Annotated in this window: 19 protein-coding genes and 1 tRNA gene; 5 read left to right on the top strand and 15 right to left on the bottom strand. The window is 74.2% G+C overall.

Annotation, left to right across the window (positions count from 1 at the left end; all coding sequences use genetic code 11):
* Positions 1–71: 71 nt before the first annotated feature.
* The 6 genes from AB0N04_RS19215 to AB0N04_RS19190 all read right to left on the bottom strand — a co-directional run bounded on the left by AB0N04_RS19215 (position 72) and on the right by AB0N04_RS19190 (position 7,986).
* Positions 72–1,481, bottom strand: a complete 1,410-nt coding sequence (locus AB0N04_RS19215) for a glycosyltransferase 87 family protein (RefSeq protein ID WP_360213597.1) — start codon at positions 1,479–1,481, stop codon at positions 72–74.
* Between the two features lie 127 nt (positions 1,482–1,608).
* Positions 1,609–3,105 (bottom strand): amino acid permease, encoded by a 1,497-nt coding sequence (locus AB0N04_RS19210; protein WP_360213595.1) that lies wholly within the window; start codon positions 3,103–3,105, stop codon positions 1,609–1,611.
* Between the two features lie 248 nt (positions 3,106–3,353).
* Positions 3,354–4,814: a penicillin-binding transpeptidase domain-containing protein gene (locus AB0N04_RS19205; RefSeq protein ID WP_360213633.1), complete on the bottom strand. Its 1,461-nt coding sequence runs from the start codon at positions 4,812–4,814 to the stop codon at positions 3,354–3,356.
* A 44-nt stretch (positions 4,815–4,858) separates the two neighbouring features.
* The gene (locus AB0N04_RS19200; protein WP_360213593.1) at positions 4,859–6,214 is read right to left on the bottom strand and encodes an FtsW/RodA/SpoVE family cell cycle protein; all 1,356 of its coding nucleotides are present in this window, start codon (positions 6,212–6,214) and stop codon (positions 4,859–4,861) included.
* A 216-nt stretch (positions 6,215–6,430) separates the two neighbouring features.
* Entirely contained in the window at positions 6,431–7,114 is a 684-nt protein-coding gene (locus AB0N04_RS19195) for an ABC transporter (RefSeq protein WP_360213591.1), read from the bottom strand.
* Positions 7,093–7,986, bottom strand: a complete 894-nt coding sequence (locus AB0N04_RS19190) for an ABC transporter ATP-binding protein (protein ID WP_360213589.1) — start codon at positions 7,984–7,986, stop codon at positions 7,093–7,095. Before AB0N04_RS19190 ends, AB0N04_RS19195 begins: the two co-directional genes overlap by 22 nt.
* A gap of 329 nt (positions 7,987–8,315) precedes the next feature.
* Between AB0N04_RS19190 and AB0N04_RS19185 the strand changes: the two genes are divergently transcribed.
* The 3 genes from AB0N04_RS19185 to AB0N04_RS19175 all read left to right on the top strand — a co-directional run bounded on the left by AB0N04_RS19185 (position 8,316) and on the right by AB0N04_RS19175 (position 11,094).
* Positions 8,316–9,638 carry a VWA domain-containing protein gene (locus AB0N04_RS19185; protein WP_360213587.1) on the top strand — a complete coding sequence of 441 codons (1,323 nt, stop codon included), beginning with the start codon at positions 8,316–8,318 and terminating at the stop codon, positions 9,636–9,638.
* A gap of 2 nt (positions 9,639–9,640) precedes the next feature.
* Positions 9,641–10,516, top strand: coding sequence for a peptidase (locus tag AB0N04_RS19180; RefSeq protein WP_360213585.1), 876 nt, complete (start codon positions 9,641–9,643; stop codon positions 10,514–10,516).
* Positions 10,517–10,668: 152 nt separating this feature from the next.
* Positions 10,669–11,094 carry a universal stress protein gene (locus AB0N04_RS19175; protein WP_360213583.1) on the top strand — a complete coding sequence of 142 codons (426 nt, stop codon included), beginning with the start codon at positions 10,669–10,671 and terminating at the stop codon, positions 11,092–11,094.
* A gap of 130 nt (positions 11,095–11,224) precedes the next feature.
* On the opposite strand, the gene AB0N04_RS19170 is transcribed toward AB0N04_RS19175, so the two are convergent.
* From AB0N04_RS19170 to AB0N04_RS19135, 8 genes are all read right to left on the bottom strand, one after another.
* A tRNA-Ala gene (locus AB0N04_RS19170) sits at positions 11,225–11,298 on the bottom strand.
* An 81-nt stretch (positions 11,299–11,379) separates the two neighbouring features.
* On the bottom strand, positions 11,380–12,426 hold the full coding sequence (gene glpR / locus AB0N04_RS19165; RefSeq protein WP_360213581.1) for a gephyrin-like molybdotransferase receptor GlpR: 1,047 nt from the start codon (positions 12,424–12,426) through the stop codon (positions 11,380–11,382).
* 150 nt (positions 12,427–12,576) lie between these two features.
* The gene (locus AB0N04_RS19160; protein ID WP_360213631.1) at positions 12,577–13,203 is read right to left on the bottom strand and encodes a GNAT family protein; all 627 of its coding nucleotides are present in this window, start codon (positions 13,201–13,203) and stop codon (positions 12,577–12,579) included.
* Complete coding sequence (locus AB0N04_RS19155) at positions 13,200–13,718, bottom strand: MogA/MoaB family molybdenum cofactor biosynthesis protein (protein ID WP_360213579.1); 519 nt, start codon at positions 13,716–13,718, stop codon at positions 13,200–13,202. The genes AB0N04_RS19160 and AB0N04_RS19155 overlap by 4 nt, the downstream gene beginning before the upstream one ends.
* Positions 13,715–14,155, bottom strand: a complete 441-nt coding sequence (moaC, locus tag AB0N04_RS19150; RefSeq protein ID WP_360213629.1) for a cyclic pyranopterin monophosphate synthase MoaC — start codon at positions 14,153–14,155, stop codon at positions 13,715–13,717. The genes AB0N04_RS19155 and moaC overlap by 4 nt, the downstream gene beginning before the upstream one ends.
* A gap of 153 nt (positions 14,156–14,308) precedes the next feature.
* Positions 14,309–15,649, bottom strand: coding sequence for a gephyrin-like molybdotransferase Glp (glp, locus tag AB0N04_RS19145; RefSeq protein WP_360213577.1), 1,341 nt, complete (start codon positions 15,647–15,649; stop codon positions 14,309–14,311).
* A 25-nt stretch (positions 15,650–15,674) separates the two neighbouring features.
* The gene (gene galU, locus AB0N04_RS19140; RefSeq protein WP_360213575.1) at positions 15,675–16,595 is read right to left on the bottom strand and encodes a UTP--glucose-1-phosphate uridylyltransferase GalU; all 921 of its coding nucleotides are present in this window, start codon (positions 16,593–16,595) and stop codon (positions 15,675–15,677) included.
* Between the two features lie 51 nt (positions 16,596–16,646).
* Positions 16,647–17,573, bottom strand: a complete 927-nt coding sequence (locus AB0N04_RS19135; RefSeq protein WP_360213573.1) for a GGDEF domain-containing protein — start codon at positions 17,571–17,573, stop codon at positions 16,647–16,649.
* Positions 17,574–17,648: 75 nt separating this feature from the next.
* On the opposite strand from AB0N04_RS19135, the gene AB0N04_RS19130 reads away from it, so the two are divergent.
* Positions 17,649–18,224 (top strand): 5-formyltetrahydrofolate cyclo-ligase, encoded by a 576-nt coding sequence (locus AB0N04_RS19130; RefSeq protein WP_360213571.1) that lies wholly within the window; start codon positions 17,649–17,651, stop codon positions 18,222–18,224.
* A 132-nt stretch (positions 18,225–18,356) separates the two neighbouring features.
* On the opposite strand, the gene AB0N04_RS19125 is transcribed toward AB0N04_RS19130, so the two are convergent.
* A complete protein-coding gene (locus AB0N04_RS19125) occupies positions 18,357–21,071 on the bottom strand; it encodes a penicillin acylase family protein (RefSeq protein WP_360213569.1) in 2,715 nt (904 codons plus the stop codon).
* 310 nt (positions 21,072–21,381) lie between these two features.
* Between AB0N04_RS19125 and AB0N04_RS19120 the strand changes: the two genes are divergently transcribed.
* Entirely contained in the window at positions 21,382–22,866 is a 1,485-nt protein-coding gene (locus tag AB0N04_RS19120) for a potassium/proton antiporter (protein WP_360213567.1), read from the top strand.
* Positions 22,867–23,061 lie beyond the last annotated feature (195 nt).

Here is a 23,061-nt window from a genome sequence, read left to right as displayed (position 1 = left end):
CGGGCGAAAACCCAGCGAGCGGGCGACGGCCCAACCGCCTCAGCCCCGCGGCAGCGCGGGCTCCAACCGCCTCAGCCCCGCGGCAGCGCGGGCTCCGGCCGCCCCAGCATGCGCGGCGGAGGGACGGGCCTGCGGCTGGTCCAACGCCGGGCGGCCAGCCGGGGCCAGATCACCAGCACCACCGGCAGCGCCAGGTACCCGAAGCGCCCGGCGGGGGCGAGCATGAACGCGATGGCCAGTCCGGCGGCCAGCAGGTCGGCGGCCGCTATCGCGGAGACCGGCGGCCGGGCGAGCAGCCAGATGGCCACCCCGATGCCGCCCATGGTCATGAGCGCCAGCGAGACGGAGTGCCCGGTGGGCCCGAAGCCGGCCAGCACCTTGCCCGGCAGCGGGCTACCGGCGGGGGTGCGGATGGCGGTGAGCCCGAGCGGGAAGCGCACGACCTGTTCGCGCAGCGCGTCGGCCTGGGTGAGCACCGAGGGCAGGATGACGGCCAGACCGGTGCCGAACGCGATCAGCGCGGTGCGGGCGGCGGGCCGGCGGCCGTAGAGGCGCCAGAGCAGCAGTGCGGCGACGGGCAGGGCCGGCCAGGCCGTCCACTTGAGGGTGCAGGCGAGGGCGAGCACCAGGCCGGCGCCGACGGTGCGGTCGCGCTCGGCGAGGGCCATGGCGAGGCAGCAGACGCCGATCAGCGGGAGGTCGACGCCACCGACGACCAAGGCCAGGGCGATCAGCGGCGAGGCGGTGAGGACGGCGAGCGGCAGCAGCGGCGCGCGGTCCCGGGACGGCCTCAGCAGCCGCCAGCTGGCCAGCAGACAGGCGACGAAGGTGAGCGCGAACCAGATCCGGGCGTCCCCGGCGACCCGGGCGAAGGCGTTCCCGTCGCCGAGCAGTTGGCGCGGCATCCCGAAGAGGGTCATCGCCGGCAGGTACGGGTTGTAGTCGGTGACCACCACCGGGTGGGGCAGGTACGGGCTGCCGGTGGTGAGCAGCAGGTGCGCCGAGCGTTCGACGACCATCACCTCGGACTGGTGGCGGCCGTGCAGGGCGAGCAGGGCGAGTGGCGCGAGGACGGCGCCGACCATGGCGACGGCGGCGGCGGCGCGGGCCGCGAAGCGGCGCGGCAGGGTCAGGCAGAGCAGTCCGGCCAGGGCGTACGAGGGAGCCGCGACGAGGCCCCACAGCCGCTGGTTGGGCAGGTCGGAGACGAGCGGGAAGGCGGCGGCCCAGCCGGCCGCGATCAGGCAGCCGAGGAGCTGGACGGTGCGCGTCGAGGCGAGCCGGGCGGGATTCAGCCGATCGGGCGTGGGCGGGAAGGTGCTCTCGCCCCGCTGACGGGGGAACGGCCGACTGGAGAAGCCCAGCGGCAGCCGTCCGGGTGCGGACGGCGTTCCGTCGGGGGTCGGCGGGGCCGGCGTTCTGGAGCGGCCGGTGAAGCGGCCGCGCGGGCGGGAGAAGCCGGGCGTGCGGGTGCTCACCATGGTGGAAGGTTATGGGTGGGAGCGGGGCCCTGTCGCCATGGCGTCGACCACGGCGCGAGTGGTGGCACGAGGGGGGCCGCCGGGTGTCGTTCCCACCGGCGGCCCCTCATGTCCGGATACGTCCGGTTCAGCTGTTCGTGTCGGCGGGGGTGTCCGCCGTGACGGCCTGCTGGGCCGACTGCTCCAGCTTGGAGTGCTTGATGCTGTAGCCGAAGTAGACGACCACGGCGACGGCGATGGCGATCCCGCCGGCCCGGAAGGTGTCCGCGTGCAGGCCGGTGATCAGGTAGATGCAGAAGGCGACGCTGAGCAGCGGGACGACCGGGTAGCCGGGGACCCTGAAGCCGCGCGGCAGGTCGGGCTGGGTGCGGCGCAGGATGATCACGCCGATCGAGACCACCGAGAAGGCGATGAGGGTCCCGAGGCTGGTGATGTCGGCCAGGATGTTCAGCGGGATGAACGCGGCCAGGGCGCCGACGCCGAGGCCCACCACGAGGGTGTTCCAGACCGGGGTGCCGGTGCGCGGGGAGAGCTGGGCGAAGCGCTTGGGCAGCATGCCGTCGCGGCCCATCGAGTACAGGATGCGGGTCTGGCCGTAGATCACCACGAGGGTGATGCTGAAGATCGAGATGATCGCGCCGACGGCGAAGACCATCGCGGGCCAGCTCTGGCCGGTGATGTCCTGGAGGATCTGGGCGAGCCCGGCCTCCTGGCCGTCGAACTTCTCCCACGGCTGGGCGCCGATGCCGGCCAGCGCGACCAGGATGTAGAGCAGGGTCACCACGACCAGCGAGATGATGATCGCCAGCGGCAGGGTGCGGCGCGGGTTCTTGACCTCCTCACCGGCGGTGGACACGGCGTCCAGGCCGATGAAGGAGAAGAAGATGCTGGACGCGGCGACCTGCACGCCGCCGATGCCGAGCGGCATGAACGGGGTCAGGTTGCCGGAGTGGAAGCCGGTGAGGGCGACGCCGACGAAGAGGATCAGGATGAGGATCTTGATCCCGACCATGGCCGCGTTGACCTTCACCGACTCGCTGACGCCGCGGATCAGCAGGAAGCAGACCATGGCGACCAGCAGCAGCGCCGGCAGGTTGAACCAGTGGGTGCTGTCCGGCGCGCCGGACAGCTGCTCCGGGATGGTGACGCCGAACGCCAGGTCGAGGAACTTGTTCAGGTACTCGGCCCAGCTGACCGCGATCGCCGAGGCGGAGACGCCGTACTCCATCAGCAGGCAGATGCCGACGCCGAACGCGACGCCCTCGCCGAGCGTGGCGTAGGCGTAGGAGTACGAGGAGCCGGAGACCGGGATCGCGGAGGCCATCTCGGCGTAGCAGAGCGCGGTGAGTCCGGCGGTGACCGCGGCGATCACGAAGGACAGGATGACGGCCGGGCCGGCCGAGGGCACCGCGGTGCTGAGCACGAAGAAGATGCCGGTGCCGATGGTGGCACCGATGCCGATCGAGGACAGCTGCCAGAGGCCGATCGTGCGGCGCAGGTGGATGCCGGAGCGTCCGCCCTCCTCGGGCGCGCCGGCGGGAAGGCCATGGCCCTCACTCTCGGCGATGAGTGATGAGACGGGCTTGCGTCGCAGCAGACGCGCGCCGAGGGAGTTGCTGGCCAAAACTGCGGTCCTTCTAGGCGGGGGAGGGTGTCCTAGCGGCCGGTCACCCGACGCCCCGTGGGGTGTCATCGGGGACCAACCGAACAAACATGGGACAGTACCCCGCGAATGCACCAGTGTCGCAAACGAACAGTCTCGCTCGGCGCATTGTACGAATCGGCGCAACGGGGCACACAAACCGGACACTTCGCAAACGGCGCATCTCCTCTCCAGCGGTTAAAGCAGCAGGTCAGAGGCCGTCGCGAAGATCAACCGCCGAGCACCGCCTGCATCACCGAGCGGGCGACCGGCGCGGCGAGCCCGCCGCCGGTGGCCTCCGCGGCACCGCTGTCCGCGATCACCACCGCCACCGCCACCGGCGGCACCCGGTCCGAGCCGGCCGGCCCGGCCCAGGCGATGAACCAGGCGTACGGCGTCGCGCCGTTGTCCACCCCGTGCTGGGCGGTTCCGGTCTTGCCGCCGACCACCGCACCGGGGATCCGGGCGTCGCGGCCGGTGCCCCGCTCCACCGCGTCGGTCATCAGCCGCTGCACCTGCGCGGCCACCTCCGGCGTCATCGCCCTCCGGTAGGTGGCGGGCTTCATCAGCCGCACCGTGCCGCCGTCGCTCCTGGTCAGCTCGTCCACAAGCTGTGGACGCATCACCGTGCCGCCGTTGGCGACCCCGGCGGCGACCATCGCCATCACCAGCGGGGTGGCCGCGGTGTCGAACCGGCCGATCGAGGAGAGCGCCAGCTGCGACTGGTCCATCGTGGTGTCGAAGTTCGACCGGGCGGCGCGCACCGGCGTGTCCAGCCCGGGGTCGTTGAAGCCGAAGCTCTCGGCCATCGCCGCCGTCCGGTCCAGCCCGGTCCGCACCCCGAGGTAGCCGAGGACGCTGTTGCAGCTGAGCACCATCGCGGTGTCCAGCGACTGCCCGGGCCGGTCGCACTCCGGGGTGTCGTCGACCAGTGTCGTGGCCGTCCCCGGCAGCACGTACGGGGAGGGCGCACCGGTCGGCGCGTCGACGTCCGTGACCACCCCGTTCGCGAGCGCGGCCGCCGCGGTGACCACCGTGAAGGTCGACCCGGGCGGGTAGGTCTGGCGCAGCGCACGGTTGAGCATCGGCTGGTCGGTGTCGAGCCGCAGCCGGTTCCAGGCGGCCTGGTCGGCCGCGCCGGAGCCGGCGAAACCGCCCGGGTCGTAGGAGGGCGTGCTGGCCAGCGCCAGGATCCGGCCGGTGGCCGGCTCGATCGCGGCGACCGCGCCCTGCCGGCTGCCGAGCCCGCGCATCGCGGCCTCCTGGGCGGCCCGGTTCAGCGTGGTGCGGACGTCCCCGCCGGGGTTCCGCCGGCGGGCCACCGCGTCCCAGACCGCCCAGCCGGACAGCCCCGGGTCGGTGCCGGACAGCAGGTCGTCCTCGGCGCCCTCCAGCTGGCTGGCGCCGTAGGCCTGCGAGGCGAAGCCGGTGACCGCCGCGAACAGCGGGCCGTCGGTGTAGGTGCGCTTGTAGGCGTAGCGGCCGCCGGTGGGCGCCGAGCCGGTCACGGCGTCCGCGCCGACCAGGATGTCGCCGCGCGGCCGGGAGTACCGCTCGACGGTGAGCCGCTGGTTGGCGGTGTTGTGGTCGAGCCCGTCCGCCTCGAACACCTGCACCCGGGTGGCCTGGACGCACAGCGCGGCGATCAGCAGCAGGCAGAAGGTGCCCGCCCGGCGCCCGGTGACGGAGATGCCCGGCAGCCCCTGCGGCCCGTTCCCCCGGGGGCCCGCGCCCGTCACGGCCGCCCTCCCGCCGCGGACCGGGCGGCGACCGGCGCCGGCCGGCGGGCGGTGTCGCTCATCCGCACCAGCAGCGCCACGATGATCCAGTTGGTGACCACCGAGGACCCGCCCTGGGCGACGAACGGCAGGGTCATCCCGGTCAGCGGGATCAGGGCGAGCACCCCGCCCGCCACCACGAACACCTGCAGGGCGACGATCGCGGCCAGCCCGATCGCCAGCAGCCGCCCGAACGGGTCACGCAGGGCGATGCCCGTCCGGAACCCCCGGGAGACCAGCACCGCGTACAGCAGGAACACCGCGATCAGCCCGGCGAGGCCGAGCTCCTCACCGAGGGTGGCGAGGATGAAGTCGGACTTGGCGGCGAAGCCGATCAGCACCGAGTGGCCGTTGCCGAGGCCGGTGCCCAGCTCCCCGCCCCAGGCGAAGGCGAACAGCGACTGGGCGATCTGGTTGGCGCCCCGGCCCGCCGCGATCGATCCCAGCGGGTCCAGCCAGTCGGCGACCCGGCTGTGCACGTGCGGCGAGAGCCGGCCCACCGTCACCGCCCCGACCGCCGCCAGCACCAGCCCGATCGCGACCCACCCGGTGCGCGCGGTGGCCACGTACAGCATCACCACGAACAGGCCGAAGAACAGCAGCGAGGTGCCGAGGTCCGTCTCCAGCACCAGGACGCCGACGAAGGCGGCCCAGATCAGCAGCACCGGCCCGAGCACCCGCCCGGGCGGCAGCCGCAGGCGCCCGATCCGGCGGCCGGTGAGCGCCAGCGCGTCACGGTGCACCGCCAGGTAGGCGGCGAAGAAGACGGCCAGCAGGATCTTGGCGAACTCCCCCGGCTGGAAGGAGAGCGGCCCGGCGGTGATCCAGATCCGCGAGCCGTACACCGGCGGGAAGAAGACCGGCAGGATCAGCAGCACCAGCGCCGCCAGCGCGCCGAGGTAGGCGTACCGCTGCAGCCACCGGTGGTCGCGCACCAGCAGCACCACGGCGGCGAACAGCGCCACCCCGAGGCCCGACCAGAGCAGCTGCGCGGAGGCCGCGCCGGCGCCGGAGGTGGCCCGGTCCAGCCGGTGGATGGCCACCAGGCCGATCCCGTTGAGCAGCACGGCGATCGGCAGCAGCAGCGGGTCCGCGTACCGGGCCCGCCGGCGGACCACGACGTGCGCCAGCAGGGCGAGCACGCCGAGCGCGGCGCCGTACCCGGCGGCGTCGGCGGGCACCTCACCGTCCAGGTCGACGCCGACCTCGACGTAGCCGAACACGGCGAGGAGCACGGCGGCCAGGAGCAGCCGGAGCTCGACGGGACGCCCGGTCGGCACCGGCCGGCTCGGCCGGGCGGCGGATCGCGTCACGGCGGAGGGTGTCGCCACGGACCGTCCTGGGGGTCGCGGGGAGCCGGGCGCTGCGGCGGGTCACCGCTGCCCGGGGAGGCCGAACGGGGGCGGACGGTCGGACGCGCCGGCCGGCCCGGGCACCCGCACGACGGGGCCCGCGCCCCGGTTCGTCACCCTAACGAGCACTATCCATATTTACTGCGCTTCATGACGGTGTGTCCCCCGTCGACCGGATCACTCCGCGCCCCGGCCGGCCAGCGCCGCCGTCCCGGCCACCGCCGCGGCCAGCAGGAGGAGGGCGAGCGCCGCCGGCACCCACGGCATCGTCACCCGGCCGGTCCGGGCGGCGTCCACCAGGCCGCGGACGGCCGTGTTGGCCGGCGACACGGGCGCCACCAGCGCCAGCACGGCCAGCCCCAGGGCCACCGGGATGCCGTACGGGGCCCGCACCGGCACCGGCCGGTCGGCCAGCACCCCGGCCGTCACCCCCAGCAGCACGCAGACCACCGCGGTCAGCAGACCGGCGGCCAGCGCGCTGCCGACCGGCGGCTGCGCGGCGGCCCCCGGCCGGGCGACCGTCCCGAAGGTCCCCGAGAGCACCGCCACCTGGCCCACCGCCAGCACCAGCCCCGCCGTCAGCGCGGCCAGCAGCGCCCCCAGGTGGACCTTCGGAGGCCCCGCCGCCGCGACCAGGCAGGCCCGGGAGGCCGGCGGCTCCGCACCCAGCACGCCGCGCACGTACCAGGCGCTCACCGGCACCAGCGCCGCCGCGCCGTAGCCGAGGTCGCCCAGCAGCGGGTTGCCCACCGTCACGCCGACCACCAGCAGCAGCGCGTACGCCAGGAACGGCGGCAGCCAGGCGTGCGAGCGCACCAGCAGCTCCAGGTGGTACCGGGTCAGCGCGCCGAGCGGTCGCACCGTTCCCCCTCCCCCCGGCGCACCGCCAGCACCCGGACGGCGGGGCGGCCGAGCAGCAGACGGCGCAGCAGGGCGTCCGACTGCGCGGCGGGGACGGTCAGCCGCACCGCCGTCCCGGCCAGCGGAGTCGCCCGCGGCGCACCGGGCAGCCCGGGCGGCAGCGGGGTGCCGTCCGGAACGTCCACCTCGATCTCCATCTCGGCCGCACTCTCGGTCTCCACCCCGGCGGCCGTCCCGGGGGCAGTCCCGGGGGCCGGCTGCCCGTCGGGGCGCAGCCCGCCGTCCGCGCCGACCCGGTAGACGGCGCCGGTGACCCCGGCGAGCCGGGCCGGGTCGTGGTCGACGAACAGCACCGTGCCGCCCCGGGCGGCCCGCTCGACGGCCGCCTCGTCCAGCACCGCCCGGGCCTGCGGGTCGAGTCCGGTCCAGGCCTCGTCCAGCAGCAGCACCCGGGGCTCGGCGAGCAGGGCCTGGACGACCGCGACCTTCTGGCAGGTGCCCTTGGAGAGCCGGCTCAGCGGGGTGCCGGCCCGGTCGGCGACGCCGAAGCGGTCCAGCCACTCCCCGGCCCGCCGCCGTGCCACGGCCGCGGGGAGCCCGTGCACCCGGCCGGTCCGCAGCAGGTAGGAGGCCGCGTCGAAGGGCAGCGCCGGTGGGAAGCGTTCGGGCACGTACGCGGTCGCGCCGGGGCGCACCACCCGCCCGGCGGTCGGCCGTTCGATCCCGGCGGCCAGCCGCAGCAACGTCGACTTGCCGCTCCCGTTCGCGCCCGCGATCCGCACCAACTCGCCCGGCCCGGCTGCCAGGTCGACCCCGCGCAGGATCCATCGCCCACCCCGCCCGTACCGCTTGCCGACGGCCGCCAGCTCCATCCCGCCCCTCCCGTCCGCGCCGTGGGAAGGCTATCCGGCGGGCGTAAGGACGGCGTGAGCGCTGCACCGGATCCCCCGGCCGCGCGCCGGAGTTCACCCCGAGCCCGGCCGTCGCGCGATCCGGACTCGTTTGGCCATCGCCAACTGATGATCCCCAGGGCGTGTCTTGTGGGTCTTGTCGGACAGGACGCGGCGTCAGGGTGCGTGCATCGCAAGGCGGAGGATGGAGTCCATGCGGAGCATCGGCGACTGACGACAACGCGGCGAGGTGCGTGCCCTGGCGTCGCGGCCCCGACAAAGATCCGCAAGACACGCCCTAGGATCGCCGGGTGACTACCGGACGACGACCAAAGACCAGGCTCGGCGGCCTGCTGGCCGCCCTGGCGATAACGGGCGCCTCACTGCTCCTCGGCCTGCCCGCCCACGCCGACGAACCATCAGCCGGATCCGCCGCCACGCCCAAGGAGGCCCCCCGGGTCGACCTGGTCCTGGACGTCAGCGGCTCCATGAACGAGCGGGACATCCAGGGCAAGAGCCGGATCTCGGTGGCCCAGCAGTCGCTGAACGACGTGATCGACGCGCTGCCCGCGGAGACCGAGTTCGGCATCCGCACCCTGGGCGCCAACTACCCCGGCAACGACAAGACGCAGGGCTGCCAGGACACCAAGCAGCTGTTCCCGGTCGGCAAGACCAACAAGGTCGAGGCCAAGACGGCCGTCGCCACCCTGCGGCCCACCGGCTTCACCCCGATCGGCCTGGCGCTGCGCGGTGCCGCCCAGGACCTCGGCAAGGGCGAGACCACCCGCCGGGTGGTGCTGATCACCGACGGCGAGGACACCTGCACCCCGCCCGACCCGTGCGACGTCGCCCGCGAACTCGCCTCCCAGGGCATCCACCTGGTCGTCGACACGCTCGGCCTGGCCCACGACGACAAGACCCGCCAGCAGCTCCTGTGCATCGCCAACGCGACCGGCGGCACCTACACCGACGTGCGCACCCAGGAGCAGCTCACCGACAAGGTGAAGCAGCTGGTCGACCGCTCCAACGACACCTACACGGTGACCCCGGTGAAGACCGCCGGCACCGACAAGTGCGAGAACGCCCCGGTGCTCGCCCCGGGCGTCTACACCGACCGCGAGAAGTTCTCCGAGCACCGCGTCTACAAGGTCCCGGTCAAGTCCGGCCAGGAACTGCGCGCCTCGGTCAGCGTGGGGCTGGACCGCGCGGTGGCCCGGGACTACGGCGTCCTGCTGCAGGCGACCAGCGCGACCGGCCAGGAGCTGGTCCGCGGCACCGACGCCGGCAGCGGCCGCACCGACGTGATCTCCACCGGGCTGCGCTGGTCCACCAGCGACTCCAAGGGGTACGTCACGACGAGCCCGACCTCCTCGCCGAGCGCGAAGCCGGAGACCACGGTCTGCCTGGTCGTCAGCAACGCGCTGGCCCCGCAGTCCGGCGTCCTGGCCGACCCCGGCATGCCGCTGGAGCTGACCGTCGACCTGGCCACCGCCTCGCCGGCCCCCGAGGGCGCGGCGATGGGCCTCGGCCGCGGCTGGATCCTGTTGCTCACCCTCACCCTGGCCGGCCTGGTCTTCGGCCTGCTGTTCGGCTGGATCGCGCGCTGGCGGATCGCTGTCTGGCGGGAGAACTGACCATGCGTACGACCCTGCGCGGCACCCTCGCCGCCCTCGCCCTGCTGCCCGCCCTCGCGCTGGCCGCCCCGGCCGCCTCCGCCGCCTCGCCGTCGCCCTCGGCGAGCGCGAGCGGCACCCCGGCCCCGGCCACCAGGGCCGGCACGTCCTTCCTGACCGCGACCAACCTGTCCCCCGGCCAGGACGCCAACGTCGCCGCCTCCACGGGCGACTACCTGTACTGGGCGTTCGGCGCCTCCGAGGGCCAGACCCCGACGATCGGCCTGACCGTCAACCTGGCCCCCGCGACCGACCGGCACGGCCCGCAGACCTGGTCCGTCGAGGTCTTCGACGGGCTGCGCCGCCGCCAGGCCTGCACCGCCGGCACCCAGAACGCCACCGGCGACCAGAACGCCACCACGCTCGCGCTGAGCTGCACCCTGCGCGAGGTCCGCTCCTGGGCCGAACCGTGGTCCGGCGACCCGCTGCCCGGCACCTACTACGTGCGGCTGTCGGTCAGCGACGCCCCGCAGCCGGACCTCGGCCTGGCCGCCTCCGTCCAGCTGCACGTCAGTGCCAAGGGCGACGCGGACAACGCCCAGCCGGAGGGCGGCGAGCTGAAGGCCCCGCTGGTCCCGCCGGCGGGCGGCGGCGCGAGCACCGCCAAGGCGGCCGCCCCGGTGGAGCCCGAGGAGCACTGGTACACCGGCTGGTTCTCCGGCTGGAACAGCCGCTGGTACTGGACGATCGGCGGCGGCTTCCTGGCCGCCCTGGCGGGCGTCCTGGGCTACCGGCTGACCCGGCACCCGCGCGGCTACCGCCAGGCCCGCTACGGGGCCGTCCCGCCCCAGCCGGGCGCCCCGCAGCCCGGGCCCTACGCGGGCTCCCAGCGCCCCTGACGCGCACCCGTCCCACCCGGGGGCCGGTCGGATCCGTTCCGGCCGGCCCCCGGCCGTTCCCCCCGCCGCACGCCGACGCCCGGACCCGCCCCACGCCGGCCCGGACGGCGCCACCGCCTGCCTGCGCCCGGGCACCCGCTTAGGCTCGGACCATGACCCGGCAGCCGGAGGGCAGGATCGTGGTCGGCGTGGACGGCTCGCCGCCCTCCCGCGCCGCCGTCCGCTGGGCGGCCCGCCTGGCCGGCCTCACCGGCGGCCCGCTGGAGGCGGTGTCGGTCTGGGACTTCCCCTGCCTCCACGGCGAGCACGGCCCCGTCCTGCCCGCCCTGGACGGCTTCGGGTCCGAGCACCGCGCGGCCGAGATCCTCGACGAGGCCCTGGCCGGCTGCCCGCTCCCGGTCCACCGCCGGCTCCGGGCCGGCGCGCCCGGGCCCGCCCTGGTGGCCGCCGCGGCCGGCGCGGCCCTGCTGGTCCTCGGCAACCGCGGCCGCTCCTCCGCGGCCGGCGCCCCGCTCGGCACCGTCGCGCAGTACTGCCTCCACCACGCGCCCTGCCCGGTGACGATCGTCCGCGACTGACCGTCAGGCCACCGCCGGACCACCCCCGTGACGCTCGTCACGCCGCCAACTCCCGCACCCCCGGGCGGAGTACCCGTGGACAACGCAGAAGCCCCGCCCGGTCTGACGACCGGGCGGGGCTTCCGTTGGGTGGAGCTGAGGGGATTCGAACCCCTGACCCCCTCGATGCGAACGAGGTGCGCTACCGGACTGCGCCACAGCCCCAACGAGAAGAAACTCTAGCACCTTTCGGAGGGGGTCCGTGACCACCCCCGGCGGCCCGGTGCTGGTCGGGGGCCGGAGGGGTCATTCGTTGGCGGCGCGGGGGCGCGCCTCGGGGGCCGGGGCCTCGGCGTACTGGTCGAAGAGCGGGGTGTTGCGGGAGGGCTCGGCCGGGCGGCCTGCGGTCCAGGTGCCCGGGGCCGACAGGTCGAGGTTGCGGGACACCCGGGGGGCGACCGGCGCGGTGACGTAGGTCGGCAGCGGGACGGGCACCGGCTCCCAGGAGTCCGGGCCGGCCGCACCGCGCTCGCGCATGCCGTCGACCCACTCCTCATGCTCGGTCGCCTCGGCCACCACAGAGGCGGACGCCACCGACACGGTGGCCTCCTCCGGGTCGGCCGCCAGCCGCAGGTGGGGGCGGCGCCCGGTGCGCTCACCGGCGGCCCGGTCCGGGGCCGCGGGGGCCTCGGCCGGAGCGGCCGCGGCTTCCGGGGCCGCGGCCCGCTGCTGCTCGCGCTTGCGCAGCCGCTCGGCGGCCTGGGCGGCGCGGTCGCGGTCGAGCTTCACCTCGTACCGCTGGCGCTCCAGCTTGCGCAGGTGGCCGATGTAGAGGGTGAGGAGGAGTGCCGGGACGGCCGGGACCCAGAGGAAGGCCAGTCCGGCGACGGCCGCGACGACGGCGCCGAGCGCGAAGGCCAGGAAGAGGCCGGTGACCATCCGGCGCCGGCGGGCCAGCAGCTGTGCCCGGCGCCGGGCCCCGCCCTGCGGGGCGACCGCGGGCCGCTCGGCCCGGGCCGCGCGCTCCGGCGAGGCCGCGGGCGAGGGCACCGGCGAGGGTGAGGGCGCGGGCTCCGCGCCGGGTTCCGCGGTGTCCGCGGGGTCGCCGGGGGCGGCCTCGTCCCGTCCGGGAGGGCCGTCGCCGTCCTGCTCGTCGTCACGCGGTCCGTCGCCCAGGGCCCGGGCTGCCCGCCGCTCCAGTGCCGATCGCCCGGCCAGCAGGCGGATGGCGGTGCTGAAGCGTTCCGTCGGACGTGCCTCGTTGAGTTCGTCCTGCCTGCGGAGCCACATCGGCACCAGATAGGCGGCCCAGGCCCCTACGATGACGGCGTAGATAAGGCCGCTACTGCTCACGATTCACACCGTACGGGCGCCGGGGAAGGCCTGGCAGCAATTTGGCGCGGCGTGTCGTGTGATCAAGCTGATTCTCCGACTATTTTGCCGGCATTTGTGCCGGTCCACGGGCGTGCCGATGCCATATCGATATTTGATTCGAACATATATTCAATTACTCGGATCGCGACCGGAACTGAGCGCCCGCCACCGCCCCAGCAACCCTTCCGGGATCTCCTCGTCGGTCAGCGCGTACACCAGGTGGTCGCGCCAGTCGCCGTCGATGTGGAGATAGCGCGGGCGGATTCCCTCCGAGCGGAAGCCCAGCTTTTCCACCACCCGCCGACTCGGCCCGTTCTCCGGGCGGATGCAGACCTCGATCCGGTGCAGTCCGAGGGTGCGGAAGCAGTGGTCGACCGAGAGCGCGACGGCCGTCGGCATGATGCCCCGCCCGGCCACCGCCTCGTCGATCCAGTACCCGACGTTGGCCGAGCACATCGAGCCCCAGGTGATGCCGCCGACGGTCAGCTGGCCGACCAGCTGGCCCTTGTGGAGCACCACGAAGGGCAGCATCCGCCCGGCCGAGGCCTCGCCGCGCAGGAAGCGGACCATCTGCCGGTACGTCGGTCGCGGGCCGGCGGTCTGCCCGGCCGGGCCCGGCGGCACGGTGGCCTCCCAGCGGCGCAGCCAGTCCCGGTTGCGGCGGCTGACCTCCTGCCACTCGCGCTGGTCGCGGGCCCGGATCGGGCGCAGCACGACGTCCCCCTCGTGGAGCTCTACCGGCCAGCCGGCGTTCAGTGCGCTCTCCCGGACTCTGGTGCGTCGGGCCGGGGGTGGTCCCCGCCGCCGAGCTGGTCGACGGCGTGGGCGAGCAGCGGCTCCAGGACGGCCAGGCCGTCCCTGACGCCGCCGGTCGAGCCCGGCAGGTTGACGATCAGGGTACGTCCGGCGAGGCCGGCGAGCCCGCGGGAGAGCGCCGAGGTCGGCACCTTCTCCCGGCCGTGGGCCCGGACGGCCTCGGCGATGCCGGGGACCTGCCGGTCGATGACCCGGGCGGTCATCTCGGGCGTGAGGTCCATCGGCGAGATGCCGGTGCCGCCGGTGGTGAGCACCACGTCGTAGCCGGCCGCGACGGCCTCGCGCAGCGCGGCCTCCACCGGTTCGCCGTCCGGGACGACCCGGGGGCCGTCGGCGGTGAAGCCCATCGCGGTCAGCCCGGCCACCAGCAGCGGGCCCCCCTTGTCCTCGTAGACGCCGGCCGAGGCCCGGTTGGAGACGGTGACGGCCAGTGCCCGCCCGGCCCGCCCGCTCACGCGCCGGCCTCCGGCGCGAACCAGTCGCCGCTCTTGCCGCCGGTCTTGGCGAGCACCCGGACGGACTCGACGGTGGCGCCCTTGTCGACCGCCTTGACCATGTCGATGACGGTGAGGCCGGCCACCGCGACGGCGGTGAGCGCCTCCATCTCGACGCCGGTGCGGTCGGCGGTGCGCACCGTGGCGGTGATCTCGACGGCGTCGTCCGCGACCACGAGGTCGACCTTGACGCCGGAGACGGCGATCGGGTGGCAGAGCGGGATCAGCTCGGGCGTCTTCTTGGCGCCCATGATGCCGGCGATCCGCGCCACCGCGAGGGCGTCGCCCTTGGGCACGCCCTCGCCGCGCAGCAGCTCGACCACCCGGGGGGAGACCCGGACCCGGCCGGCCGCGACGGCGGTCCGCGCGGTGGTGGCCTTCTCGGAGACGTCGACCATCCGGGCGGCGCCCTGGTCGTCGACGTGGGTGAGGCGGTCGCCGGGGGGAGGTGTCGTCACGGGGGGCTCCAGGGGCGCGCAGATCGAATACCGCGCTACCGTACAGCTCCCCCGCCCCGCCACGCGGGAGGGGCCGGGGGCCGGGACACGGGCTCAGGAGCCGAGCAGCACCACGTCGACCTCGCTGCCGGGCGGCAGGGCGGTGACGTCCTCGGGCACGGTGATCAGGCAGTCGGCCCGGGCCAGTGCGCCGACCAGGTGCGACTCGGCGCCGCCCACCGGCTCGACGGTGCCGTCCGCGGCCGAGTAGCGGCCGCGCAGGAACTGCCGGCGGCCGGCCGGGGAGCGCAGTTCCGCCGGGCAGAGCGCCCGGACCACCGGGCGGTGGACGTCGGCGGCGCCGAGCATGGTGCGGATGACCGGGCGGACGAACAGTTCGAAGGAGATGTAGGCGCTCACCGGGTTGCCGGGCAGCGCGAGCAGCGGGACGCCGTCCCCGCCGCCGATCCGGCCGAAGCCCTGCGGCTTGCCGGGCTGCATCCGGAGCCTGCGGAAGTCGACGCCCCCGTAGGACTCGAAGACCTCCTTGACCACGTCGTACGCGCCGACGCTGACCCCGCCGCTGGTGACGATCAGGTCGGCCCGGCCGAGCTGGTCCTCCAGGGCGGCCCGGAGCCGGTCGGCGTCGTCCGGGACGGCACCGACCCGGTAGGCGATGGCGCCGGCCTCCTGGGCGGCCGCGGTCAGGGTGAAGCTGTTGGAGTCGGAGATCTGCCCGGGGCCGACCGGCTCGCCGGGCTGCACCAGCTCGCTGCCGGTGGACAGCACCACGACCCGCGGGCGCGGGCGGACCCGCACCGCGGCGCGTCCGATCGCGGCGAGCAGGCCGAGCTGGGTGGGGCCGAGCCGGGTGCCGGCCTCCAGGACCTTCGCGCCGGCGGCGACGTCGCTGCCCGCCCGGCGGACGTGCGCGCCCCCGGCGACCGGGCGCAGGACGCGGACCTCCTCGTCCTCGACGGGGGCGGTCATCGCGTCGGCGGCCACGCCGGTGCCGGTGCCGCCGTCGGTCCACTCGACCGGGGCGACGGCCTCGGCACCGGGCGGGAGGGGGGCGCCGGTCATGATCCGGGCGGCCTGGCCGGGCCCGACCCGGGGAAGTTCGCCCGCGCCGGCGGCGATGTCGCCGACCACCGCGAGCACCGAGGGGTACTGCCCGGTGGCGCCGTCGGTGTCAGCGGTGCGGACGGCGTAGCCGTCCATCGAGCTGTTGTCGAAGGGCGGCAGGTCACCGCCGGCGACCACGTCCTCGTCGAGCCGGCAGCCCTGGGCGTCGAGCAGTCGCAGCTCGATCGCGGGCAGCGGGCCGACCGCGGCCAGCACGTCGGCGAGGTGCTCGTCCACCGTCCAGAGGCGGCGGGCCGCCGGTGCCGGGTCCGTGGACCCGTCGCAGCAGGCTGCGGCGGATCCGGTGGGGTGTTCGGTGGACCCGGTCATCGGCGGCTCGCTCCCTGTCGTCGTGTCAGTCCTGCAGCTCGGAGGCGACGAACTCGCGCAGCCAGGAGCGGAACTCCGGGCCCAGGTCGTCGCGCTCGGCGGCCAGACGGACGATAGCGCGCAGGTAGTCCGCGCGGTCACCGGTGTCGTAGCGGCGGCCCTTGAAGAGCACGCCGTGCACCTGGCCGCCGGCCTCCGGCTCGCGGGTGGTCAGCTCGCGCAGGGCGTCGGTGAGCTGGATCTCGCCGCCGCGGCCGGGCGGGGTCTCGCGCAGCACGTCGAAGACCAGCGGGTCGAGGACGTAGCGGCCGATGACGGCGTAGTTCGAGGGGGCCTCGTCGGTCTCGGGCTTCTCGACCAGGTCGGTCACCTGGAAGACGTCCTCGCCGAAGCCGTTCGCCTTGACGGCGGCACAGCCGTAGAGGTGGATCTGGGAGGGGTCGACCTCCATGAGGGCGACGACCGAGCCGCCGAGCTCCTGCTGCACCTCGATCATGCGGGAGAGCAGCGGGTCGCGCGGGTCGATCAGGTCGTCACCGAGCAGGACGGCGAAGGGCTGGCCGGCCACGTGCTGCTCGGCGACCGAGACGGCGTGGCCGAGGCCCTTCGGGTCGCCCTGGCGGACGTAGTGCATGTTGGCCAGCTCGACGGACTCCCGGACGCGGGCCAGGCGGTCCTGGTCGCCCTTGCGGGCGAGCAGCTCCTCCAGCTCGTAGGCGCGGTCGAAGTGGTCCTCCAGCGCGCGCTTGTTGCGGCCGGTGACCATCAGTATGTCGGACAGGCCCGCGGAGGCGGCCTCCTCGACGACGTACTGGATGGCCGGCTTGTCGACGACGGGCAGCATCTCCTTCGGGGTGGCCTTGGTGGCCGGGAGGAAGCGGGTGCCCAGTCCGGCCGCGGGTACCACGGCCTTGGTTACCGGAATTCGGGAGTTGGTCGTCGTCATGCGTTTACCTTACTCAGGCACGTTTTGCCCGGGCCGAGCACGGTCGGACGGCTAGGACAGCACGTCACGGGGCCCGGCCACGGTGGCAGGCGTATGGGAAGCGACCGGATGGGCGAGGGAGTCACCTCCGGCACAGGCGGACACACTACCCGGCTTTCCCGAACAGTCAGGTTCCGCCTTGTTCGCCTGCCCCGCACCGGAACCGGGCTGCTCGCAGGGGGGTGCCGGGCGCGTGCCGCCGCCGTGCGCGGGGAGCGGTCCCGGCCGGCCCCGCCAGCAGTCGCCGCCGGCCGACCGGGCCTCGGCCAGCGCCCGGTCGGCGGCGCGCAGCAGGACGGCGGCGTGGGTGCCGTCCTCGGGCAGCACGGCGACCCCTACGGCGGCGGTCAGCCCGTTGCCGCCGGCCGGCCGGGGCTCCCGCGGGCCCGAGGACCAGTCGAGCAGCAGGTGCCGGCGCACCGACCAGACGAGCCGCTCGGCGACCTGGGCGGCGCCCTCCGCGCCGGTGTCCGGCAGCACCACCAGGAACTCCTCCCCGCTGTAGCGGCCGAGGGTGTCGGACCGGCGGATCTCCATCCCGAGCCGCTGGGCGAGGTCGCGCAGTATCGCGCCGGCGCGGCCCCGCCCGTGCTCGGCGACGACCGCGTCGAAGCCGGCGATCTCCAGCAGCAGGACGGCCAGCGGACGCGGCCCGTCCGGCTGGTCGGGGCGCCCGGCGCGACGGGCCCGCTCGATCTCGCGGTCCAGGGTGAGCTGCAGGTGCCGGTAGTTCCACACCCCGGTGAGCGGGTCGCAGGAGGCCGTGCGCTCCAGGTCGGCGCAGTGCGCCTCCAGCTCGGCGATCCGCTCGCGCAGCCCGTCCTCCCGGGCGGCGGCGTCGCCGCGGCCCCGGCGCAGGCGCAGCCCGAGCACGGCGGCACCGGCCAGCGCCGGGGCGCTCAGCGCGGCCAGGGCCTGGACCAGCAGCGGGGTGGACAATCGGGGCGCCCTTTCCCGTGTCAGGCTCTGCGGGTCGACGGCAGCGGCCGGCGGGGCAGAGTTGCGGAGGATCCGATGCACAACGAGAAGAGCGAGCTGAGGACACGGCTGCTGACGCGGCGGCGCGCGCTCACCGCCGGGGAGCGGTCCGCGGCCGCGCGGGCGCTGGCCGGGCACGCCGGGGCCCTCGCGGAGCCGGGCGCCACGGTGGCCGCGTACGTCTCGGTGGGCTCCGAGCCGGGGACCGGTCCGCTCCTGGACGCGCTGCGGGAGCGCGGGGTGCGGGTGCTGCTGCCGGTCCTGCTGCCCGACAACGACCTGGACTGGGCCGAGTACGGCGGCCCGCGGGAACTTGCCCCGGCCGGGCGCGGACTGCTGGAGCCGGTCGGGCCCCGGCTCGGGCCGGAGGCCGTCACGGCCGCCTCGGTGGTACTGCTGCCGGGCCTGGCGGTGGACCGGCGGGGGCTGCGGCTGGGCCGCGGCGGCGGGTCGTACGACCGGGTGCTGGCCCGGCTGGAGCGGGCGGGCGCGCGGCCGGTGCTGGCGGTGCTGCTGTACGAGGACGAGCTGCTGGCGCGGGTGCCGGCCGAGCCGCACGACCGCTCGGTGGACCTGGCGGTCGTGCCGTCGGGGCCGCAGCGGCTCGGGTGAGCGGGGCGGGGCGGGGCGGGGTGGGGCGGTGCCCGGGGCTCGGGGCTCGGGACCGGCCCGGTAGGGCCGGGGCCCGGGGCGGACGACGGACGGCCCCGCTCCTGAGGAGCGGGGCCGTCGGGTCGTGCCGGGTCAGCCGGTGGTGAGCACCAGCTTGTGCTTGGTGGCCTTCTCGACCGCGTCCGGCGTGTAGGCCCAGGTCAGCAGCTTGCCCTTGAGCCAGAGGTCGGTCTGGTCGTTGTAGTTGTCGTGGAAGGCGTGGCCGGAGGCACCGCCGACGTTGACCCACCGCGAGGAGTCCAGGTCGCTCAGGTCGACCACCATCCGCATCGAGGGGATCCAGTCCACCTGGTAGCCCGCCGCGGCGTTCCAGCCGGCCGCGTCGACCGCCGCCGAGCCGCCGGAGAGCCGGTACGGGCCGCGGTTGAGCAGCCGGTGGACCACGCCGGAGGCGATCGAGGACTCGTCGGTGCCGAGGGTCTGCTCGCGCAGCGTCAGCTTGTGCAGCCGGCCCCAGCTCCAGGTGGAGACGTCCTTGCTGAGCAGTGCGGTGAGGTCCTGCCGGGCGTTCTTCATCGCCTCCTTGAGCAGGTTGTCCAGGCCCTTCTGCTCCTTGTGGTCGGAGTCGATGTACGTCCACCAGGAGCTGTCGGGCTTGTCGAGCTGCTGGCGGACCACCTCGGTCCAGCGGTCGCCGCCGTCCGGCTGGGCCTTGCCCGGGTCACGGGTGCCGCACTCGGTGACGATCTTGCTGGAGCTGTCCGGCTTGGTCGGGTCGTCCTGCTGGCGGACCAGCAGGCAGTTGCCCTTGGCCCGGAGGTCGGCCGGGAACTTCTGGCCGAAGGCGAGGGTGAGCAGCTGGCGCCAGACGCCGTTGTAGTAGGCGGCGGCGGCCGAGTCGGCGTCCTGGTGGTAGTTCCAGTCCTTGAGCAGGTCCTGGGCCTCGCGCACGTACGGGTCGTCGATCTGCTGCTTGAGCAGCAGCGGGACGAGCGTCTTGGCCATGATGCTGGTGTTGTCCAGCTGCATGGACTGCATGTCGTCCGGGGAGATCTTCCCGTTGTTCTTGAGCAGGCCCTCGATCTGGTCGGTGATCTCCTTGGCCCGGGTGCCGTACTCCCAGTCCTTGGTGAGCGAGTACTTGTAGCTCGGGTCCACCACGGCCTGGTTGGCGGTCACGATGTAGCCCGCGGCCGGGTCGAGGCTGTAGGGCAGCGCGGTGAAGGGGATCGAGCCCTTCCACTGGTACCCGGAGTCCCAGCCCGGGGCCGGGAGGGTGCCGTCGCCCTTGGCGCGGACCGGGACGTCGCCCGGAGCCTGGTAGCCGATGTGCTTGGCGTCGGCGTAGAGCAGGTTCTGCGCGGGGACGGCGAAGTCCTTGGCGGCGCCCCGGAAGTCGTCCCAGTTCCTCGCCCGGTCGAGGGCGAAGACGGCGTCCATGGTCTTGCCGGGGTTGAGCGCGGTCCACTGCAGCGCGACGCCGTAGCCGCCGGTGCCCCGGTCGGGGGCCGCGCTGCCGTTGGGCGCGTACTTGCCGACGTTCTGCTGCTCGGTGCTCTGGTCGGAGATGAGCGGGGCGCCGGTCTGGGTGGTGCGGACGGTGATGGTGCGGTCGTCCCCGCCGGCGACCTTGATGGTCTCCTTGCGCAGGTCGAACTTCACGTCCTTGCCGTCGACCTGGTAGGTGTCCGGGCCGGTCACCTTCTCCAGGTAGAGGTCGGTGACGTCGGCGCCCAGGTTGGTGAAGCCCCAGGCGACGTCCTTGTTGTGGCCGATCACCACGCCGGGCATCCCGGCGAAGGTGAAGCCGGAGACGTCGTACTGGCAGGCCGGCGAGGCGGTGCGGCAGTGCAGGCCCATCTGGTACCAGACCGAGGGCAGGCCGGGGCCGAGGTGCGGGTCGTTGGCCAGCAGCGGCTTGCCGGTGGTGGTGTGGCTGCCGGCGACGACCCAGGAGTTGGAGCCGATGCCCTGGCCGGGGCGGCCGAGCAGCTGCGGCATGCCGTCGACCCGGTCGGTGAGCCCCTGCAGCAGCGCCTTGGTAGTGGCCGCGCCCTGCGCGGTGGCAGCGGGGGCGGAGCCGGTCGGCGGGTTGCCGTCGGCGGGGCGGTAGGTGTCCCCGGAGACGGTGCCGGTCTTCACGATCGTGCCGTTGCGGGTGTACGGGTACTCGGGGTAGAGCTCGGCGATCTTGTCCGGCCCGAAGTCCTGGGCCAGCAGCGCGCGATCGATCTCCTCCTGGAGGTTCCCGGAGAGGTTCCAGGCCATCGCCTTGAGCCAGGCCACCGAGTCGACCGGGGTCCACTGCTCGGGCTTGTAGTCGCCGTTGACGGCACCGAGCAGCGCGTACTCCAGGGAGGCCTTCTCGCCCCCGGGGTGCTCGGCGAGCCAGGCGTTCACGCCGTCCGCGTAGGCCTGCAGGTACTTCTTGGTCTCCGGCGACAGCTTGGTGTCGAACTCCTTCTGCGCGACCTGGCGCCAGCCCATGGTGCGGATGAAGGCGTCGGTGTCGACCTGGCCGTCGCCGAACATCTCGGAGAGCCGCCCGGCGGTGATGTGCCGGCGGACGTCCATCTCCCAGAACCGGTCCTGCGCCTGGACGTAGCCCTGGGCGCGGAAGAGGTCCTCGGAGGTGTCGGCGTAGAGCTGGGGGATGCCGTTGGCGTCCCGCTTGACGTCGACCGGCGCGCTGAGGCCCGCCACCTTGACGCTGCCGTCGACCTCGGGGAAGGACGCGCGGACCGCGGTGACCCCGCGGTAGCCGCCGTAGCCGACGCCGGCCACCAGCAGCACGACCAGCACGATCACGAACAGACGGGCGCGCCGGAACTTCTTCGAGCGGGGCATCTGGGTCCTTGCGGTCCTGACTTCGGGGCGGGCGGGCGTGTCCAGGGCCTGGGGCCGTGACAGGGCACCACATTAGGCCGAGTCGGCCGAGCACCGTGCACGGGGGACGCTCCGCACGGGATCGGAGGAGGTCAACGGGGAGTCCCGGAAGGGCTGGTGGGGGCCCGGGGAGGACAGGAAACTAAAGATATGGCAAAATGTTAGACTGCGTAACGATCCGCAAGGGGAGCATTGACGACTTCTTAACGGGCCCCCCTTCGCCAGCACGACCGACACCCCGCCCGCCCCTGCCTGCCCGAGGTGCCACTGCGTGAACATCGACCACCTGAACCAGCTGCTCCTTGAGTTCTCCGTGATCCTGCTGGTCGCAGTGGTCGCCGTGCGCATCTCCACCCGATCAGGCCTGCCCAGCCTGCTGATCTACCTCGGGATCGGCGTCGCGCTGGGCCAGAACGGCATCGGCGTCACCTTCAACAACGCCGAGCTCACCCAGGTGCTCGGCTACGCGGCGCTCGTGGTCATCCTGGCCGAGGGCGGCCTCAAGACGAGCTGGCGCGAGGTCAGACCGGTCATGCCGGCCGCCACCGCGCTCGCCACCGTCGGCGTCGGGATCAGCGTGTTCGTCACCGCGGCCGGCGCGCACTGGCTGGTCGGCCTGGACTGGCGCACCTCGATGCTGCTCGGCGCGATCGTCTCCTCCACCGACGCCGCCGCCGTCTTCTCCGTCCTGCGGATGGTCCCGCTGCCGCACCGGCTCACCGGCCTGCTGGAGGCCGAGTCCGGGTTCAACGACGCCCCCGTCGTCATCCTGGTCGTCGCCTTCGCCACCGTCGGCGAGCTGGACTCCTGGTACGTCCTGGTCGGCACGATCGTCGCCGAGCTGGCGATCGGCACCGCCGTCGGGTTCGCGGTCGGCAAGATCGGCGCGTACGGGATCAAGCACGTCGCACTGCCGTCCTCCGGCCTGTACCCGATCGCCGTGATGGCGCTCACCGTGCTCGCCTACGCCGGCGGCGCGCTGCTGCACGGCTCCGGCTTCCTCGCCGTCTACATCTGCGCGGTGATCCTCGGCAACGCCAAGCTGCCGCACGGCCCGGCCGTCCGGGGCTTCGCCGACGGACTGGCCTGGATCGGGCAGATCGGCATGTTCGTGCTGCTCGGCCTGCTCTGCACGCCCGAGACCATGGGCTCCTCGGTCGCCCCCGCGCTGGTCATCGGCGGCGTGCTGGTGTTCCTCGCCCGGCCGCTCTCGGTGGTGCTCACCATGACCCCGTTCAAGGTCCCGGGGCGGGAGCAGGCGCTGCTGAGCTGGGCCGGACTGCGCGGGGCGGTGCCCATCGTGCTGGCCACCATCCCGGTGGTGTCGGGCGCGCACCGGGCCGAGGACGTCTTCAACATCGTCTTCATCCTGGTCGTCGTCTTCACCCTGCTGCAGGGCCCGACCCTGCCCTGGGTGGCCAAGCGGCTGCGGGTCGGCGAGGGCGCCATGGGCCAGGACCTCGGCATCGAGTCCGCCCCGCTGGAGAAGCTGCACGGCCACCTGCTGTCGGTCGCGCTCTCGCCGACCTCGCGGATGTCCGGCGTGGAGATCAGCGAGCTGCGGCTGCCCAAGGGGGCGGCGGTCACCCTGGTGGTGCGGGAGGGCAACTCCTTCGTGCCGGACAAGGCGACGGTGCTGCGCGGCGGGGACGAGCTGCTGGTGGTCACCACGGACGCGGTCGGCGAGGCGGCCGAGCGGCGCCTGCGGGCCGTGGACCGGGGTGGCAAGCTCGCGGGGTGGCTGAACGGGCGGTGAGCCCGGGCGGGGTGCGGCGGCGGGGTCTCGCGGCGGAGGTCTCGCGGCGGGGCCGGGCCGGGTGGCGGCGGCGGGCGGCGGCGGGTTGAGGGTGGCTTTCAAGGCTTAACGCGCCGTTCACCTTCAATAGGCAGGACAGTTTTGGATTTGCCCTGTAGTGTGGTGGCCAGCGCGACATCTACGCGCGTATATGTA

This window comes from Kitasatospora sp. NPDC051702, assembly GCF_040681575.1.
In the GTDB taxonomy this organism is placed as follows: Bacteria; Actinomycetota; Actinomycetes; order Streptomycetales; family Streptomycetaceae; genus Kitasatospora.
This window is presented reverse-complemented; position numbering and strand designations above follow the sequence as displayed.